We start from the raw sequence: 16,620 nt of genomic DNA on the forward strand, positions 1-16,620 counted from the left end.
ACGTCGACATCAACATGAGCGTGCCCAAGGTCTCTGACTTCAATCGCCTTCCGATCAAATGGAGTAATGGCGCGCCGGTGTTTCTGGGCGACGTGGCTCATGTCACGGACTCTCATCAGCCGCAAACCAACGTGGTGCGGGTGGACGGGCGTCAGGCCACCTATCTGATGGTGATCAAACATGCCAGCGCCTCTACTCTGGCGGTGGTGGATGCGGTGCGCGCCAAAATTCCCCTAATCCGGGCCACCGGGCCTAAGGGGATGGAGGTTTCGCTGACCTTCGATCAATCTAAGTTTGTCCGTGCGGCGTTGTGGGACGTGGTCCAGGAAGCGGTTACGGCGGCAGCGCTGGTGGCTCTCATGGTGCTGATCTTCTTGGGCTCGCCCCGCAGTATGTTGATCGTAATCACCTCGATTCCGCTCTCGATCCTGACCGCGATCGTCGGGCTCAAGCTGGCCGGCCAGACGATTAACACCATGACCCTGGGCGGGATTGCGCTGGCAGTGGGGATGCTGGTGGATGATGCGACGGTGGAAATCGAGAATATTCATCGCAACCAGGCGCTGGGCAAGCCGCTGCTGGTGGCGATCCTGGACGGCGCCAGCCAAATCGCCACCCCCACTTTGGTTGGCACCCTGGCGATTTGTATCGTCTTCTTTCCGGTGGTGCTGCTGACCGGGGTGGCGCGCTTCCTGTTTACGCCCTTGGCGATGGCGGTGGTGTTTGCGATGCTCACCTCCTACCTGCTCTCGCGCACCCTGGTGCCGACCATGGCCCGCTACCTGCTGCCCGAGCAGCACAGCGAGCCAGACGTCAATAGCTGGTGGGGCCGATTCGTGCTCCGCTTCGAGGCTGGTTTCGCGCGGCTGCGTGAGAACTACCGCTGGGCCTTGGGCGCTTTTATCGCGCGGCGCACAACCGCATTGGCGGTCAGCGCGGCGGCGATTGTAATTTCGGCGGGGCTGGTGCTGGTGGTGGGGGAGGATTTCTTCCCGGCCGTCGACGCAGGGATGATGCGGTTGCACGTGCGGGCACCCACTGGGACCCGGATCGAGCGCAGCGAAGTCATCGTGGACAACGTCGAGCGCGCGATTCGCCAGGTGATACCGCCTGCGGAGCTGGAAAGTATCAGCGATAATATCGGTCTGCCGCTCTCCTACGACCTGGCCTTCTACCAGACCGACAGCACCGGCCCGCAAGACGCCGATATTCTCATTCAGCTCCAGCCCCGCCATCGTCCCACCGCCTACTATCAGGAGCGCATCCGGACCCTGCTGGCTCAGCGTTTTCCCAACGTGGTGACCTACTTCCAGGCCGCTGATATCACCAGCCAAGTCCTCAACTTCGGCCTGCCGGCGGCAATCGACGCCCAGGTCCAAGGCTACGACTTGCAGTCGGACTACGACTGGGCGCTGCGCCTGAAGCAACGCATGCAGATTATTCCTGGGGTGCGCGATCTGCGCATCGCCGAGCCTCTGGACTATCCCGCGATCAACGTCGAAGTGGATCGCACCAAGGCGCTGCAGTTCGGCGTAACTCAGGAGCAGGTTGCCTCCAGCGTGCTCGCCACCTTGTCGGGCGCGTATCTGTTGCAACCCAATTTCTGGCTGGATCCGGTCAACGGGGTCAACTACGAAGTCATCGCGCAAACTCCCCAGGAAAAAATGGATGCCATGCCGGAGTTGGCCAACATCCCCTTGAGCACCAGTCCGCCCGCCACCACCGATCAGATGGCGGCCGAGACCATCAGCCCGCAGCCGCAATTGCTGGGCAATATCGCCAGTTTCCATCGCTCCTGGGATCCCGCGGTCGTGGCCCATTACACCGTGCAACGCGTGATCGACGTCGACTGCGCGGTCGAGGGGCGCGACCTGGGTAGCGTCAGCCGAGCGGTTGGACAGGCGATCCAGAGTTTGGGCAAATTGCCGCCGGGGACAACCATTCAGATCCTCGGACAGAGCCAAGCCATGAGGGACTCCTTCACCACCCTGGGCGAAGGGTTAGTCCTTGCCATTATCCTGGTCTACCTGTTGATGGTGGCCAACTTTCAGTCCTGGTTGGAGCCGCTGATTATCACCCTGGCGGTGACTGGAGCGCTGGCCGGGGTATTATGGATGCTGGCGATCACCGGTACCACCATCAACGTGGAGTCGCTGATGGGCTCCATCATGGCGGTGGGGGTGGGTGTGGCCAATGGCAACCTGTTGATCATTTTTGCCAACGATCTGCGCGAGGAAGGCTATAGTCCGGTCGCGGCGGCGATCGAGGCTGGCCGTATCCGCCTACGTCCGATCATCATGACCGCCTTGGCGATGATTTTGGGGATGCTGCCGATGGCGCTGGGACTGGGAACCGGCGCCGAACAGAACGCGCCCCTGGGACGTGCGGTAATTGGCGGCCTGATCGCGGCCACCCTGATGACCCTGTTCGTGGTTCCCACTGTGTACTCGATTTTCAGCCGCCACCTGATCGGCAAGGAGCAACGCGACGCCGAAGTCGAAGGCGTGGAGCGTCAGTTGCGCAACCCGGTCTAACATGAGCGACCGCTTAACCGCGCGCCTTAAGCCTGACGGCCGGCACCGAGATTAGATGGAGCAGGATTCGCGCAATTTTTCCGTGCCGCCGCCGGGCAGGTGGTTCCTAATCGGCGGCTTGGTGTCAATCGTGCTGCTGCTGGTCATCACCGCGGGTCTCGTCCTGGCGCGCGAGCACTGGATCATGCGCCAGAGCGCGGCCCTCAAACGCCAAGTGGCGGCCGGCCCGCGAGTATTGGTGGTGCCAATCGGGCGCACCGCGCCCACCCGCACCCTGGTGCTGCCGGCTCTCACGCGTGGCTTCGACGAGACCGAGATTTATGCCAAGGTTCCCGGCTATCTGCGTGCCTTGTACGTGGATAAGGGGGACCGAATCAGAAGAGGTGAGATTTTGGCCCGGATAGAATCGCCGGAGACCGACAAGCAGGTGGCCAACTACCGGGCCAATTATCTGCTGGCCAAGGTCACCGACGATCGCGACGCCGAGTTGTGGCGCAAAGGCGTAATCTCCCGCCAAGCCTATGATGATCAGCATGCTCTGATGTTGCAGGCACGCGCCACCCTGGCTCAGTACGAGGCGCTGCAGGGCTACGAAATCATTCGCGCACCTTTTGACGGAATCGTCACGGCGCGCAACGTCGATCCCGGCCACCTGGTGCCAGAAGCCACCGCCGCTACCAGCACCACCGATGCGATAATCAGCATAGCTCGACTCAAGCCGCTGCGCGTCTTCGCCTATGTGCCACAGGACGTCGCCACCTTTATTCACAATGGCGATCAGGCCACCATTACAGTGCGCAACTATCCTGGCCGCATTTTCGAGGGCACTATCACGCGTCATCCCCAGGCCCTATCACCCGACTCTCGCACCATGTTGGTTGAAGTCGATCTGCCCAATGACGATCAAGCGCTTTATCCCGGGATGTACGGGACCGCCCGATTCGTGGTCCGCATGCCGGTGAGCGCGCCGCTGGTGCCCGACGACGCGTTGATTTTTCGCAACAACCGGGTCTATGTGCCGGTGGTGCGCAACAACCGCTTGCGTCTGGTTGAAATCACTTTGGGCTACGACAATGGTGTGCAGGTCGAGGCCACCAGCGGTGTGCATTACGACGAGCTCATCGCAATTGACGTGGGCCAGGCGGCGCGCGACGGCGAGCAGGTGCAGCCGGTCCTAAGCCATCAATCCGAAAACGCCGAGGATTGAGCGGCGCCTAGAGGCGGTTTCGGTTGGCCTTTTATTAGTGTAAAAGTCGCGCAGGAGAATTATGCATGAGCGGGCAGTCCAACAAAGCCTATTTTGCCGCCGGTTGCTTTTGGCATGTCGAAGAAGTCTTCAGCCGTGTTCCGGGAGTGATTGCCACCACCGTGGGTTACATGGGCGGCTCGGTGCCGCACCCCACCTACGAGATGGTTTGCAGCGATCGCACCGGTCATGCCGAAACGGTGGAAGTGGAATACGATCCGGACCGCGTCTCCTACGAACGCTTGTTGGAGATATTCTTTGAGCTGCACGACCCCACCACCCTCAATCGCCAGGGCCCCGATATCGGCACGCAGTATCGCTCGGCGATTTTCTACGATTCCGAAGCGCAGCGGCTGGCGGCGCAGGAAGCGATAGAAAAATTGCGGCAGGCTGGTCGTTATCCCCGCCCCATTGTGACCGAGGTAGTCCCACTCAAACCCTTCTACCGCGCCGAAGAGTACCATCAGCACTATTTTGCCAAGGGTTAACAAGCAGCGCCCACCAGGGAGGTCGCCGTGCGATGAAAATTGACGTGCATGCCCATTATTTCCCCGCCCGCTTCAACCAGATCATGGCCCGGCGCAGTCCTCGCGACGCTCAAGACATGGGTGCCGGCGACGCCTCGGGACAGGTCGAGGCACGGTTGGCGGACATGGACGCCGCCGGAGTGCAGATGCAAATTCTTTCCACTGCCGCGCGCGGACCTTACTTTCCCGCCGTCAACGAGGCGGTGGAGGGAGCGCGCGTAGCCAACGATCTCTATGCCGAACTTGTGGCCCGCCATCCTAAACGCTTTGACGTCTTTGCTTCGGTCCCGCTGCCGCATCTGGATGCGACCATGCGCGAGTTGGAACGAGCGCTGGATGAATTGGGGATGGTGGGGGTAACAGCTACCACTTCGGTGCTGCAAAAGCCCCTGGTAGATCCTCAATTCGAGCCCTTTTTCGCCGAACTCGATCGGCGTCACGCGCCGTTGTTTATCCATCCGGCGGGCGTTGGGGCCTGCTCGGCGCACATTTTGGACTACGGGCTGGAATGGGCGATTGGGGCGCCGGTGGAGGACACCGTGATTGCGCTGCAGTTGGTCGCCCGCCAAATACCCGTGCGCTTTCCCAATATCAAAATCATCCTGGCTCACTTGGGCGGCGCATTACCGATGCTGGCGGCGCGCCTGGAGCATCTGATGCCCAGCTACACCCAGATCAAGCTGGGCGAGCCACCACTTACCACCCTGCGCCGAATGTGGTACGACACCGTCGCGCACAACTCGATTGCGGCGTTGCGCTGCGCCTGCGATACGCTGGGCACGGACCGCATCGTGTTGGGGAGCGATTTTCCTTACATGCGCGCGGATTGGTACCGTGGTGCGGTCAGCCATATTCAGCAATCGGGCCTGCCCCAGGCAGCTATCGACCAAATCCTGGAGCGCAATGCGATGACGCTGCTGGGGCTAGCGGAACGGGGTTGATTGGCCGCCCTTGGCGTGAGGCGTTAAGTGCGGTCTTGCCTTCTGCTTTCGCATAGCGCCATCGGCCCGCGCACTGCAGGAGGACTACTTATCCGGCCAAGAAGTTAGATTGGAGATCAAACCGCCGGTCAGTCGGAAAAGCGGAGAGGAACAGGTGCTCACTCCCTGGCGATCGTTGAGCCAACCCGATCCGGGGCGGCAATACGTGGCCCTGCTTACAGCCTTGGGGCTGCAGCGCGCACGAGACGTCCCGCTGCTTTTTTGGCACACCTGGCGAATTTGGGGCCAATTGCGCAAGAGCCGCGGGCTGGTGGGCTATTCACTGCGCGCCGAGCTTTTGAGCCAGCGTTTCTGGACGCTCTCGGCCTGGGAAGACGAACTGACGCTGCAGGCGTTTGTGCGTACCCTCCCGCATGTTCGAATCATGAAAGTGATGGCGCCGCGCACGCGCGCCAACAGCTTCCTGCGTTGGACCATCTTAGGCGCGGATTTGCCACCCCGTTGGGATGATGCTTTAGCCCGCGCGCGGGCCTGACGAAGCTTCCGTACCGAGGGCGCGCCTGGCGGCTTCAGGGCGAAGGTTCATCAGCAAAAAATCGATCTTATCAGGCGATGCCTCGTCGGCTCGGTAGCGCTGGGGAAATGGGTAAAGAATTTTTGCCGCTGCTGCGCGGTAGCGCGCGGCCAGGGCCGCGGCCACCTTGGGAGACGCGAACAATCCCACTGCCAGCGTGCTGTCGCTTCCTAGGCCTACCCATAGGCCGGTGCTGGCCCCATGCGAGGTCCCGGCCAGGAGCCAGTCCAGCCGCGCCGCCCACTTGGAGTCGGGTAGCAGGCCGAGATCATGCAAGCGGCGTGGGTTGAGCTGGGAGAGGCTGCCGCCCGAATCGATGAATTGCAAAGCTGCGCGCAGCATCATTGCCGTCCACTGCTGGGCGGCACTCTGTTGCAGGCTTTCGAGCTGCGCGGCCGGTACGTTACCGGTCTTATCAACCCGATACACGGAGACGCCGCCGATTCGGACCGGGTTTGCGGGCAAGGGTATGGTCGATGTCGCCGCGCCGTCGGCGATTAGGATCGCCTCGACCTGATGCGCAACCAGAAAACTGCGCCACTGAGTTTCGGCATCGGCCAGGGGTAGCGAAAACAGGGCCGAGTTGACCGCGGGCCAGCGTGCGAACTCCTCGGGGGTTGGTCCGATATAGCCGCCAGCCATGGAGAAATACATCCTAGTTTGCGCCTGCCACAACATGCTCGGACCGTTCACTCCATAGGGAATAACTACGACCTTTTCGTCGCGATGCAGCACCTGGCGATACAGGCCGGCGCTGAAGAAGGCAGGCTGCGGATATCCAGCGGCTTGCAACAGGAGTGGCTTGGGCAAGAGCGCGGCCACTGCGTATAGCGCGGCGATACGGCTCAGCCTTGCGCCCGGCGCCGCCCAGCAGGTGCTGACAACGATTGCGGCCAGCAGAAAGCCGTAGTTGGCCACGCGCACCGGCAGCGCGTTTTTGATCAGTGGCAGGTCAAAAAACTTGCTCCAAGGCATCCGCCCGATTCGGTGGCCGGCCACATGCAGCACCGGTCCCAGCGCCAGGACGATGACCGTTACCATTACAAACAGCACCAGACGCGCCCAAGGCTGGGCGCGTCTGGTCCAGAAGAACCACCCCAGTAGCAAGAGCATCGGTAGGCCGAGGTAAAACTCGTTCTCCGCCAGATTGCCGGTGAAGCGTGAAGTCAGAGTCACGGCCCGTGCGGGCGCAATCAGCAGTAGCTGGGTTGGCAGAGCGAAGCCGAGCAGATCGGCCGAGAAGAATGCGTCCGGAAACAGGGGTCGGCGCGGGGCCGCATGATGGGCCAAGGCAAGATATACAAAGGGTGCCAATGCGATAGCCGCCAGCAGGTATCCGGCCGCCAACGGTCCGAGGTTCACCCATAAGGCGCGCCGATAAGACCCAAGCAGCAGGAAGCCGCCGAGCAAGGTCGCCGCGGCGATGACCGTCATGGTGGCGAGGATCTCGCTGGAGAGCAGGCACTGCACGACCAGCAAGGCGGCCAAGGCGAGGGTAAACTTCCGACCCCCGATCGAACCATCGAGCAGCAGAAGGAAGAGCAGCACGCACAGCGGCGGCACGAAGGTAAAGGTCAGACTGAGGTGACCACCTATCAGATGGCCCATCTCATAGGGGGAAAAGCCGTAGATTGCCCCTCCGACCAAGGCCGCGGCGAAGCGCCCGGTCAGTTTGCGGCACAGCAGGAAGGCTGCAAATGCCGCGAGCACTGGAGCCAAAATAGCGGCCAGGTTGTAGGCGACGACTGGGCCAAAAAGTGAGGTTATTGGCCACAGCACGAAAGCAAGCGCGGGAATCGACGTAGCCCAGGTCAGGTTGAAGCCGGATGGCGCCCAGATCACGCGAGAGATAAAGGGGTTGAGGTGGTGAGCGATGGCGTGTGGCCACCACACCAGGCACCACATCATTACCGAAGGGTCACTGCCAAAGCCGATGTGACGCCTGGCCGGGTTGGCCAAGATTGGCACGGCCGCGACGAATATCGCGAGGGCCAAGTATATTGCAAACGCCGCACTTTTAGCCCGGCGCGATTGGGTCGGGAGAGGCGCCGGTTTGCGCCGGGGCAAAGGTCTGCCCAAGGACTCAGCCGGCGTGGCTGAACACACCCGCGTTCTGAACCATCGCCGGCTGCCGCTTAGGCTTACTCACCGCCGCGCCCCCTCGACCCTGAGCCGCTTTAGTGTTGCGGTTGGCTTTTATCCAACCACCGGTGGGCTTGGACAATAGTCACCCGCTTTAAGCGAGCACGACCAGATCGTAGGCGCGGGGCAAGCCTTCGGCGACCACGTCAACCTTGTCGCCATGTGCCGCGACCACGCTGCCGTCGTTAAGGGCGCCAAAGAAACCGCCTTCCGGGTTTTCAGCCAAGCTCATGATCATCGCGCCGTTGGCCAGTCTGGGTACGGCTACGCGTTCAAAGCTCTGACCGCGATCCAGGCTGCGTAGCAGTGCGGCCTCGGCCCCGGTCTCGCGTTCGTACCAAGCCGGCGGAGCCTGATTAGCTTCGGCGATATAGATGCGCACTTGGCCGCCGTTGCTCACTAGCAGTGGCACGGTATAGCCGTGCACCCCGTTGGTGATCTGCCGCCAACTGGTGCCGCTATTCTCGCTGAGGTAGAAGCCACGCCCGGTGGTGGCGTACAGGCGGGTGGAGTCATGCGGGTCGACCCGCACCACGTGGACGTCATCGTAGAGCCCCTCGTTGAGTGGCTCGAAGCTTTCGCCACGGTCACGGGTGCGAAAGATGCCGCCCTCTTCGACTCCGGCATAGAACGTTGCAGGGTCGGACGGATCGAATGCTATCGAGCGGACGTGCGGAACGTGGGGCGGCGGTGGAAAGGACCAATGGTCGCGTCCCGGCATCTTGAGAAAACTGACGCATTCCTCGAAGCTATCTCCGCCATCGGTGCTCTTGAAGATGCGGCCGTGAGAGGCCCCAACATAGACCGTGCCACTTTTGTCGGGCGCGGTGGCAATTGCCCAGACTTCTTCCTTCTGCAGCTCGCGCATACCGATTGGCTGCCAAGTGTGGCCGCCGTCGCGGGAGCGCGACAGCACGTCGCGACCGTCGAAGTTCGAGCGGCTGTGGCTAGCCTTGCCGGCGTACAGCAGCTTGGAATCGAAATGGTCGCGAGCCACGCAAAACGCGGTGCTGGGGCCCTGGCTGATTACGTCAGGGCGGCCGCCCAGATCCAACAGTGCAACTCCCTTGGCGGTACCGATGCAAAGCTTCATCTGCGCTCCTCCCAAACCAAACGGTTAAATAGCGATGTCTTTACCTTATCATGCTTGCGTCTGAGTTAGAATCGCCGGCGCCGGCAACTTAGCCTGCCAATATCCGTGCGGCGTCCTGGACTGCCCGCACGATCTTGTCGTAGCCCGTGCAGCGGCACAGATTGCCGGCTAGCGCGTAGCGGATTTCGGCCTCGCTGGGGTGGGGATTACGATCGAGCAGGGCCTTGGCCGACATTAGAAAGCCGGGCGTGCAGATGCCGCATTGCAGGCTGGCGTTTTCGAGAAATTTCTGCTGCAGCGGATGCAATTTGGCGCCCTGCGCCAGGCCTTCGACGGTGAGCACGGTATGCCCCTGGGCTTCAACGCCCAGCACCAGGCAACTGCAGACCGGGCGGCCGTCCAACAATACCGTGCAGGCGCCGCAATCCCCTGTCAGGCAACCTTCCTTGCTACCGGTCAATCCCAGCACGTCGCGCAGCACCTCGAGCAGGCTTTGCCGGGGCTCGCACAAAAACTCGGTCTGTTGGCCGTTGACCAGGCTTTCCACCAACTGCTTTTGCGCCATGACAATGCCTTCCGCTTCCTAATTGTCGCGCGCGCGGGCCGCGGCGTTAAGGATCGCGCGCCGCGCCAGCACGCCCACTACTTGGCGTCGATAATCGGCGGTACCGCGCATGTCGCTAATCGGTTGTGCGGCGGCCCGCACCAGGGCTACGGCGCGCTCGATTGCGCGCTCGTCCAGGGGACCGACCAGGGCGGCAGCGGCCTGGGGAGCCAGGATCGGTGTGGGTGCCACCGCGCCCAGCGCGATCCGAGCGGCGATGCAACGGTCGCCCTCTAGCGTGACTGCGGCCCCCGCGCCCACGATAGCGATATCCATCTCGTTGCGCGGAATCAGGCGCAAGTAACTATCCGCGCTGTGTGCGGCAGGCGGGGCGATGAGGATTTGAGTGACAAATTCGCCTGCGCCCAGCACGTTGCGGCCCGGGCCGGCGAAAAACTGCGCGACCGGCAGTTCGCGCGTGCCGCCGGGACCGGCGATGCGCACCCGCGCATCAAGTGCCAGCAACGCCGGACTGGTGTCGGCGGCCGGTGAGGCGTTGCACAGATTGCCGCCCACCGAAGCGCGCTGCTGAATCTGCAGCGAGCCTATGAGATGGGCCGCTTCGCTGAGTCCGGGATAATACCGGCGCATCAGCGCGCTTTCGCTGATCTCGATACAAGAGACCGCCGCGCCCAGGCACAAACCCGCCTTGGGGTCGTAGCTCAACGCGCGCAATTCCGGGATGCCCTTTACATCGATCAGCAGGCGCGGACGGCGAGCACCGCTGCGCATCTGAATCAGCAGATCGGTGCCCCCGCACAGCACTCGCGCCTGCTCGCCCTCGCGCGCCAGCAATTCCACCGCCTGGGCAATGCTTGTGGCGGCCTGATAGGTGAACGCGTGCACAGAGTCCTCCGCTTGTTTGCTTCCCGTTCTGATTAATCAAGCCTCGGCCGCACCCGCGCGGCATTGGCCCAAAGGGAAGTTCCGATCATCGCAGCGACCTGGCTGCGGCGCAACCCGCCGGCACGCTTGTCGGCAAGCGGCCGGTCTTCTAGGATTAAGCTGGCCCGTCGCCGCGGGCAGGCGGGCTGCGGCTTCCATAAACCGGCTCGCCGCCTGTAGTTAAGGAGAAACAATCCGATGGCCGCTGCTACTCCCGAATTCAAGGTGATTGGGACTCGTCCGGTGCGCCCCGACGGGATCGAAAAAGTCAACGGGCGCGCGCGCTACGGCGCTGACTACAGCTTCCCCGACATGCTTCACGGCAAGGTGCTGAGAAGCCCGCACGCGCACGCGATTATAAAATCGATCAAAGTTGACCAGGCGCTCAAGCTGCCTGGCGTGCGCGCGATTATCACCAGCGCCGATCTGCCGCCCGCGCCCAACCGCAAGATGGCGGTGGGCGAGGTCGCGGCCAATCCGCGCGACATTTCGTGGAATATCCTGGCCCGCCACAAGGTGCTCTATGACGGCCACGCGGTCGCCGCGGTGGCCGCCACCTCGCCCCATATCGCCGAGCAGGCGTTGGAGCTGATCGAGGTCGAGTACGAGGTTCTGCCACCGGTGATGACCGCCGAGCAAGCGATGGCGCCCGGTGCGCCGATCCTGCATGAAGACCTGGGCAAGGAGGGCGAGCCGCCCACCAATGTGGCCGGGCGTGTGCAGTTTACTCGCGGTGATCTGGAGGTGGGCTTCAAGAGCGCCGACGTTATCGTCGAGCGTGAGTTTCGCGCCGCCACCGTCCATCAGGGCTACATCGAACCGCACAACGCGGTGGCGATCTACAATTCCGACGGCAACGGAACGATTTATACCTCGACGCAGGCGCCCTTTGACGTGCGCCGCCTGACCAGTTTGATCCTGGGGATGCCGTTGGGAAAGATTCGCGTGGTGCCGGCGGAAATTGGCGGCGGCTTCGGCGGCAAGACCACCATTTATCTGGAGCCGTTGGCCCTGCTGCTATCTCAACGCACGGGCCAGCCGGTCAAGATGGTAATGACTCGCGGCGAAGTCCTACGCGCCAGCGGACCAACCTCGGGTGGAGTGATGAAAGTCCGCATGGGTGCCACCAGCGAGGGTAAGTTGACCGCCGCCAAAATCTGGATCGCCTATGAGGCCGGGGCCTTTCAGGGCTCGCCCGTGGGGCCGGCGGCGATGTGCGCGATAGCGCCCTATGACGTCCCCAACTTTCTGATCGAAGCTTATGACGTGGTGGTCAATCGACCCAAGGTAAATGCTTACCGAGCGCCCGGCGCGACCAATTCCGAGTTTGCCGCCGAATGCGTGATCGACGAGTTGGCCGAGCGCTGTGGCCTGGATCCAATCGAATTTCGCTTGCGCAATGCGGTCAAACAGGGTGTTCGCGCGGCCTACGGCCCGACCTTTGGACCGGTAGGTTTCATTGAGGTCTGTCAGGCGCTGCGCGACAGCCCCCACTATCGCGCCCCGCTGGAAGGCGCCAATCGCGGTCGCGGAGTGGCCTTCGGTTTTTGGTTCAACGTCGGGCTGCAATCCTCGGCTACCGTCAACCTAAATCCCGACGGGAGCGCCAGCGTCGTCACCGGCTCGGTCGATATTGGCGGCAGCCGGGCTTCCAGCGCGATGATCGCCGCGGAGGTGCTGGGACTTCGCGCCGAAGACGTGCATGCCGTGGTGGCAGATACTGATTCCATTGGCTATACCGATCTGACCGCCGGCAGCCGAGTCACTTTCGCAACCGGCCTGGCGATTTACGAAGCGGCCCATGACGCGGTACGCCAGCTCAAAGAACGGGCGGCGCGGGTGTGGGAACTCAAGCCCGAGGATGTCGACTATCGCGATGGCGCGGTGGTGTCGCGCAACAACGGGGTAGCACCGCTTACTCTAAAGGAACTAGTGGAGAAGTACGGAGCAACCGGCCAACCGATCGTGGGGCGGGCCAGTGTCAACGCGCGCGGCGCCGGTCCCTCCTTCTCGGGTTGCCTGGTCGACGTCGAGGTGGATCCGGAAACCGGAAAGTCTCAGATTTTGCGCTGCACCATTGCTCAGGACGCCGGCCGCGCCATTCATCCCAGCTATGTGGAGGGTCAGATGCAAGGCGGGGCAGCGCAAGGCTTGGGCTGGGCGCTGAATGAGGAGTACTGCTATGACGAACAAGGCCGGTTGCGTAATACCGGATTTTTAGACTACCGGATGCCGACCTGTCTGGACTTGCCGATGATCGAGCCGATTATTATCGAAGTGCCTAATCCAAATCATCCACTGGGTATTCGGGGCGTGGGTGAAGCTTCGATTGTGCCGCCGGTAGCGGCTACTGCCAACGCTATCTATCGTGCGGCCGGAGTTCGGATAACCGAATTGCCAATCTCGCCGCCGCGGTTGCTGGCCGCCCTTTTAGCTCGCTCGGCCGCCTGAGCCCTGGGCCCGGGCGCGGTACGTGGGGCCGCCCTCTGGCCCCTTTCTCCGGATATGCCACGGCGGAGGGACGGCGGTGGGCGGCGGGCTCGGCCTTTGCCAGGACATCCCGCGTAACCTTCTCCGCGGCCTCGGCGGACTCCATTTCTCCGCGTTCTCCCCCTTTACGTTGGGAAGATGGATCACAGCCTCATCAAGACTTCTCCCCAACCATGGACGAAAAGGGGGGCACGTGAGGATAGTTGTACTGGGCAAATAGCTGTTATTGCTAAGCGCAATCCTCGCAATGCGTCATTAAGCCGCAATCTTAACGACATCACCTTTTTGCTTGCAGCCGCGCAGTCCTCGCCATGAAATGGAAAGAGGCTTTTTTCGAAGGCAAATCACGGGAGCAACGTATGAATATACGAATGGCTGTCACAGGTGCAGGGCTGGCGCTGTCTTTTGTGGCGTTCGCGCCGCTGGTGCAGGCCCAGAACGGAGAAATGGGGAATCCGGCCGCCAATGGCACGATGGAATATCCGGCCGCTAATCCCAACAATCCTTCTGGCGTCAATAGTGCGAACGGCGGAGCCAGCGGCGGCGCTGCTACCATGAACGAAGGCGTGACGGGCGCCAACAGCGGCGCCGAGCAACGCGCCACCCAGATCGCCAACGAAATCGATCAAGCCAAAAACCAGGGCAAGAATGTTACTAAGGCTCAGCGCGAGCAGCGGCTGGGTGAGAGAGCTTTGAAGCGAGGCGAGGAAAAGAGTGCAATGCGCCATTTCAGCCGGGCCGAAAAGGCCCTCGGGATGGCGGGTGGCTCGCGCCATCGCAATGGCATGGAAAACAATGGCAACAACCCGGGGGCCAGCAATGATAATCCCTCCAGCCGTCTAGAGATGGCCAACCTGCGCTTGGCCCAGGCCGGCGGCGCGGGCATGGGTAGCGGTGGTGCCGGAGGCCCGGTCACCGGTGGCACCATGGGCGGTGCGGGAACCAATGGAGGTGGTACCGGCTCGGGTGCGGCCACCGACGGAGGCTCGGGGAGCATAATGGGTGACCAGGGCGGTGACGGCGCAGCCGGGGTCACCGGTGGCGTCGGAACTGGCGCACCGGCGGGTGGCTACGGTAGCGGCGGGATGGGAGCTGGCGGCGCCGACTCGGGCGGCATGGGCGGCCCAGCTGGTGGTGCTGGGGCCGGAGCGGGCGGCGGCGCTGGCAGTGCAGGTGGCGGTGCCGGGGCTCCTTAGTCGAAGTGGTAATCGTCAGTCGGGCGCAGGCTTAATCTGCGCCCGGCTCTCTGCTGCCGCTCAGTCTCCCCTTTAAGTATGACCTGGCGGAATACGAAGACATTCGCCTTGAACAGCCTAGCGAACCGCTTCTTTGACCAACTTTCCGGCGGGACGACGGCTGGATTCCTGCTTGTCCATAGTGCTGTTTTCCTGCGCCTTGCGTTGCTGCGCACGCCGCTTGGCAATCGCTTCCTGCCTCAACGCCCAGGCATAAGCCCAACCTACTTCAGGAAACATTCTGGTTGCCTCCGTTTAATCTGCTCAACCATGTCTTAAGCAAACCTCGGGCCATCCGCGAGCAACTTATTCTTAAGCCTTCAGCCTCGTTGCGGGCTCGGAAAGGCCCAGCCCTGCGACCCTGATGCAGACTCTCGTAGGCGCCCGCGTAAGTAAAAAGATCAATGTCATCCTTAGGGTTTTCAACTGCGAGCAAAACGATGCTGCCCGGCTGTGGGGAGTTGGGGCGCTCTTTCCGACACCTCGCATGGTCGCGCAAAATGCAAAAAGCATTTTCGCATCACGCGGATCGCAAATCGACGCTGGCTATAGGCGGTTGTGCCCTTCGGTGTGAGGCTGCAGGTGTTTGCATGGCAGTCGCCAGCGGTCTAATGATTTTGATCGCATTGGGTGTGCTCGAGCTGCGAGCTGCCAGGCACTAAAACAGTCAGGAGCGTGAGGCCATGGCGAGGCTGCTCAGCCTCAAAGAAGCGGTTGCCGAACTTGTCCATGACGGCGATAGCATCGCCATGGAGGGGTTCACCCACCTGATTCCGCATGCCGCCGGGCACGAAGTAATTCGTCAGCGCCGACGTGACCTGCATCTCATCCGGATGACCCCCGACCTCATCTACGACCAGCTCATTGGAATGGGATGCGCGCGCAAGCTCACTTTTTCCTGGGGAGGTAATCCCGGTGTCGGCTCGCTCAACCGCCTGCGCGACGCGGTAGAGCATGGCTGGCCCTGCAAATTGGAGATCGAGGAGCACAGTCACGCGGGGATGGCGACCGCGTATGCGGCGGGCGCCGCCAATCTTCCCTTCGGTGTACTGAGGGGTTACAGCGGCACGGATTTGCCTCGCTTCAGCCCCCGCATCAAGTTCATCGAATGCCCGTTTACGGGCGAGCGGTTGGCCGCGGTGCCAGCGGTACGTCCCGATGTGGCGGTGATTCACGCCCAGCAGGCGGATCGCGCCGGCAACGTGTTAATGTGGGGGATCGTGGGGATCCAAAAAGAGGCGGTACTGGCCGCCAAGCGCTCGATCGTCACGGTGGAGGAGATAGTCGAGCGGCTGGATGCCCCGCCCAACGCCGTGGTCTTGCCGAGCTGGGTGGTAAGCGCGGTCTGCCAGGTTTCCGGCGGCGCATTTCCCTCCTATGCGCAGGGATATTACAAGCGCTACAACGCCTTTTACCGCACCTGGGATGAGATTGGGCGTGACCGCGAAAAATTCCGCGCCTGGATGGATCGCCACGTCATGCAAAGCGCCGATTTCGCGCAATTCATGCGAAGCATCAATCGCCAGGCCCAGTAAGCTTCGTGGAGTATCAGGATGGCGGAGAATTCCTTCACCGCGGATGAAATGATGACGGTGGCGGCAGCGCGCCGCCTGCAAAACGGGATGGTCTGCTTCGTCGGGATCGGATTGCCCAGTGCGGCCGCCAACCTGGCCCGCCAGACTCACGCTCCCGACCTGGTGCTGATCTACGAATCGGGCACGATCGGGACCAAGCCTTCGGTGTTGCCGCTATCGATCGGCGACGGTGAATTGGCCGAAACCGCGGACTTGATCGTTTCCATTCCCGAGATTTTCGCCTACTGGCTGCAAGGACAGCGGGTTGACGTTGGCTTTTTGGGCGCTGCTCAGGTCGATCGCTTCGCCAATATCAATACCACTGTGATCGGCGCCTACGATCAACCCAAGGTGCGCTTGCCCGGTGCCGGCGGCGCGCCGGAAATCGCCACCTCGGCGCGTGAAGTCTTGATCATGCTGCGCCAGAGCAACCGAGCGTTCGTGCCCAAGGTTGACTTCATCACCTCCGCCGGTCATCTGGAGGGCGGAGACAGCCGCCACCGCCTGGGCCTGCCCGGACGTGGCCCCACCGCGGTCATTACCGATCTGGGTATCCTGACGCCGGCTTCGGAGAGCAACGAGCTGACTCTGACCAGCATCCATCCCGGGGTCAGCGTGGAGCAGGTGCAAGCCGCCACCGGATGGCCGCTGAAGGTGGCCGCGCAGCTGGCCCAAACTCCACCTCCGACGGCGGAAGAGTTGCGGGTGCTGAGAGATCTAAACGCGCGTACGGCGCGTGCCCACGCCGCTGACGCCTGAAAGTCGAGCGGCACCC

Annotated in this window: 14 protein-coding genes; 9 read left to right on the forward strand and 5 right to left on the reverse strand. The window is 62.2% G+C overall.

What is annotated here, in order from left to right; all coding sequences use genetic code 11:
- From VKV28_17425 to VKV28_17445, 5 genes are all read left to right on the forward strand, one after another.
- Positions 1-2,534 (forward strand): efflux RND transporter permease subunit (locus VKV28_17425; protein ID HLH78584.1); only part of this gene is annotated, 2,534 nt, incomplete at its 5' end.
- Positions 2,535-2,589: 55 nt separating this feature from the next.
- Positions 2,590-3,741, forward strand: coding sequence for an efflux RND transporter periplasmic adaptor subunit (locus VKV28_17430; GenBank protein HLH78585.1), 1,152 nt, complete (start codon positions 2,590-2,592; stop codon positions 3,739-3,741).
- A 65-nt stretch (positions 3,742-3,806) separates the two neighbouring features.
- On the forward strand, positions 3,807-4,268 hold the full coding sequence (msrA, locus tag VKV28_17435) for a peptide-methionine (S)-S-oxide reductase MsrA (GenBank protein ID HLH78586.1): 462 nt from the start codon (positions 3,807-3,809) through the stop codon (positions 4,266-4,268).
- Between the two features lie 32 nt (positions 4,269-4,300).
- A complete protein-coding gene (locus VKV28_17440) occupies positions 4,301-5,248 on the forward strand; it encodes an amidohydrolase family protein (GenBank protein HLH78587.1) in 948 nt (315 codons plus the stop codon).
- A gap of 109 nt (positions 5,249-5,357) precedes the next feature.
- Positions 5,358-5,783, forward strand: a complete 426-nt coding sequence (locus tag VKV28_17445; protein ID HLH78588.1) for a hypothetical protein — start codon at positions 5,358-5,360, stop codon at positions 5,781-5,783.
- On the opposite strand, the gene VKV28_17450 is transcribed toward VKV28_17445, so the two are convergent.
- The 4 genes from VKV28_17450 to VKV28_17465 form a co-directional block, all read right to left on the reverse strand.
- Positions 5,763-7,817: a hypothetical protein gene (locus tag VKV28_17450; protein ID HLH78589.1), complete on the reverse strand. Its 2,055-nt coding sequence runs from the start codon at positions 7,815-7,817 to the stop codon at positions 5,763-5,765. The two genes, VKV28_17445 and VKV28_17450, sit on opposite strands and share 21 nt — an antisense overlap.
- A gap of 241 nt (positions 7,818-8,058) precedes the next feature.
- Positions 8,059-9,057 carry a hypothetical protein gene (locus tag VKV28_17455; protein HLH78590.1) on the reverse strand — a complete coding sequence of 333 codons (999 nt, stop codon included), beginning with the start codon at positions 9,055-9,057 and terminating at the stop codon, positions 8,059-8,061.
- A gap of 88 nt (positions 9,058-9,145) precedes the next feature.
- Positions 9,146-9,622: a (2Fe-2S)-binding protein gene (locus VKV28_17460; protein HLH78591.1), complete on the reverse strand. Its 477-nt coding sequence runs from the start codon at positions 9,620-9,622 to the stop codon at positions 9,146-9,148.
- 18 nt (positions 9,623-9,640) lie between these two features.
- Positions 9,641-10,507: a xanthine dehydrogenase family protein subunit M gene (locus tag VKV28_17465; protein ID HLH78592.1), complete on the reverse strand. Its 867-nt coding sequence runs from the start codon at positions 10,505-10,507 to the stop codon at positions 9,641-9,643.
- 237 nt (positions 10,508-10,744) lie between these two features.
- Here VKV28_17465 and VKV28_17470 point away from each other — a divergent pair, with 237 nt between their 5' ends.
- Complete coding sequence (locus VKV28_17470; GenBank protein HLH78593.1) at positions 10,745-12,997, forward strand: xanthine dehydrogenase family protein molybdopterin-binding subunit; 2,253 nt, start codon at positions 10,745-10,747, stop codon at positions 12,995-12,997.
- Positions 12,998-13,395: 398 nt separating this feature from the next.
- Positions 13,396-14,232 carry a hypothetical protein gene (locus VKV28_17475; protein ID HLH78594.1) on the forward strand — a complete coding sequence of 279 codons (837 nt, stop codon included), beginning with the start codon at positions 13,396-13,398 and terminating at the stop codon, positions 14,230-14,232.
- Between the two features lie 117 nt (positions 14,233-14,349).
- On the opposite strand, the gene VKV28_17480 is transcribed toward VKV28_17475, so the two are convergent.
- Positions 14,350-14,511 carry a hypothetical protein gene (locus tag VKV28_17480; protein HLH78595.1) on the reverse strand — a complete coding sequence of 54 codons (162 nt, stop codon included), beginning with the start codon at positions 14,509-14,511 and terminating at the stop codon, positions 14,350-14,352.
- Positions 14,512-14,954: 443 nt separating this feature from the next.
- On the opposite strand from VKV28_17480, the gene VKV28_17485 reads away from it, so the two are divergent.
- Together VKV28_17485 and VKV28_17490 are read left to right on the forward strand one after the other, a co-directional pair.
- Positions 14,955-15,806 (forward strand): CoA-transferase, encoded by an 852-nt coding sequence (locus VKV28_17485; GenBank protein HLH78596.1) that lies wholly within the window; start codon positions 14,955-14,957, stop codon positions 15,804-15,806.
- 18 nt (positions 15,807-15,824) lie between these two features.
- Positions 15,825-16,604, forward strand: a complete 780-nt coding sequence (locus VKV28_17490) for a CoA-transferase subunit beta (GenBank protein ID HLH78597.1) — start codon at positions 15,825-15,827, stop codon at positions 16,602-16,604.
- Positions 16,605-16,620 lie beyond the last annotated feature (16 nt).

This window comes from Candidatus Binataceae bacterium (assembly GCA_035294265.1).
Taxonomy (GTDB): Bacteria; Desulfobacterota; Binatia; order Binatales; family Binataceae; genus DATGLK01.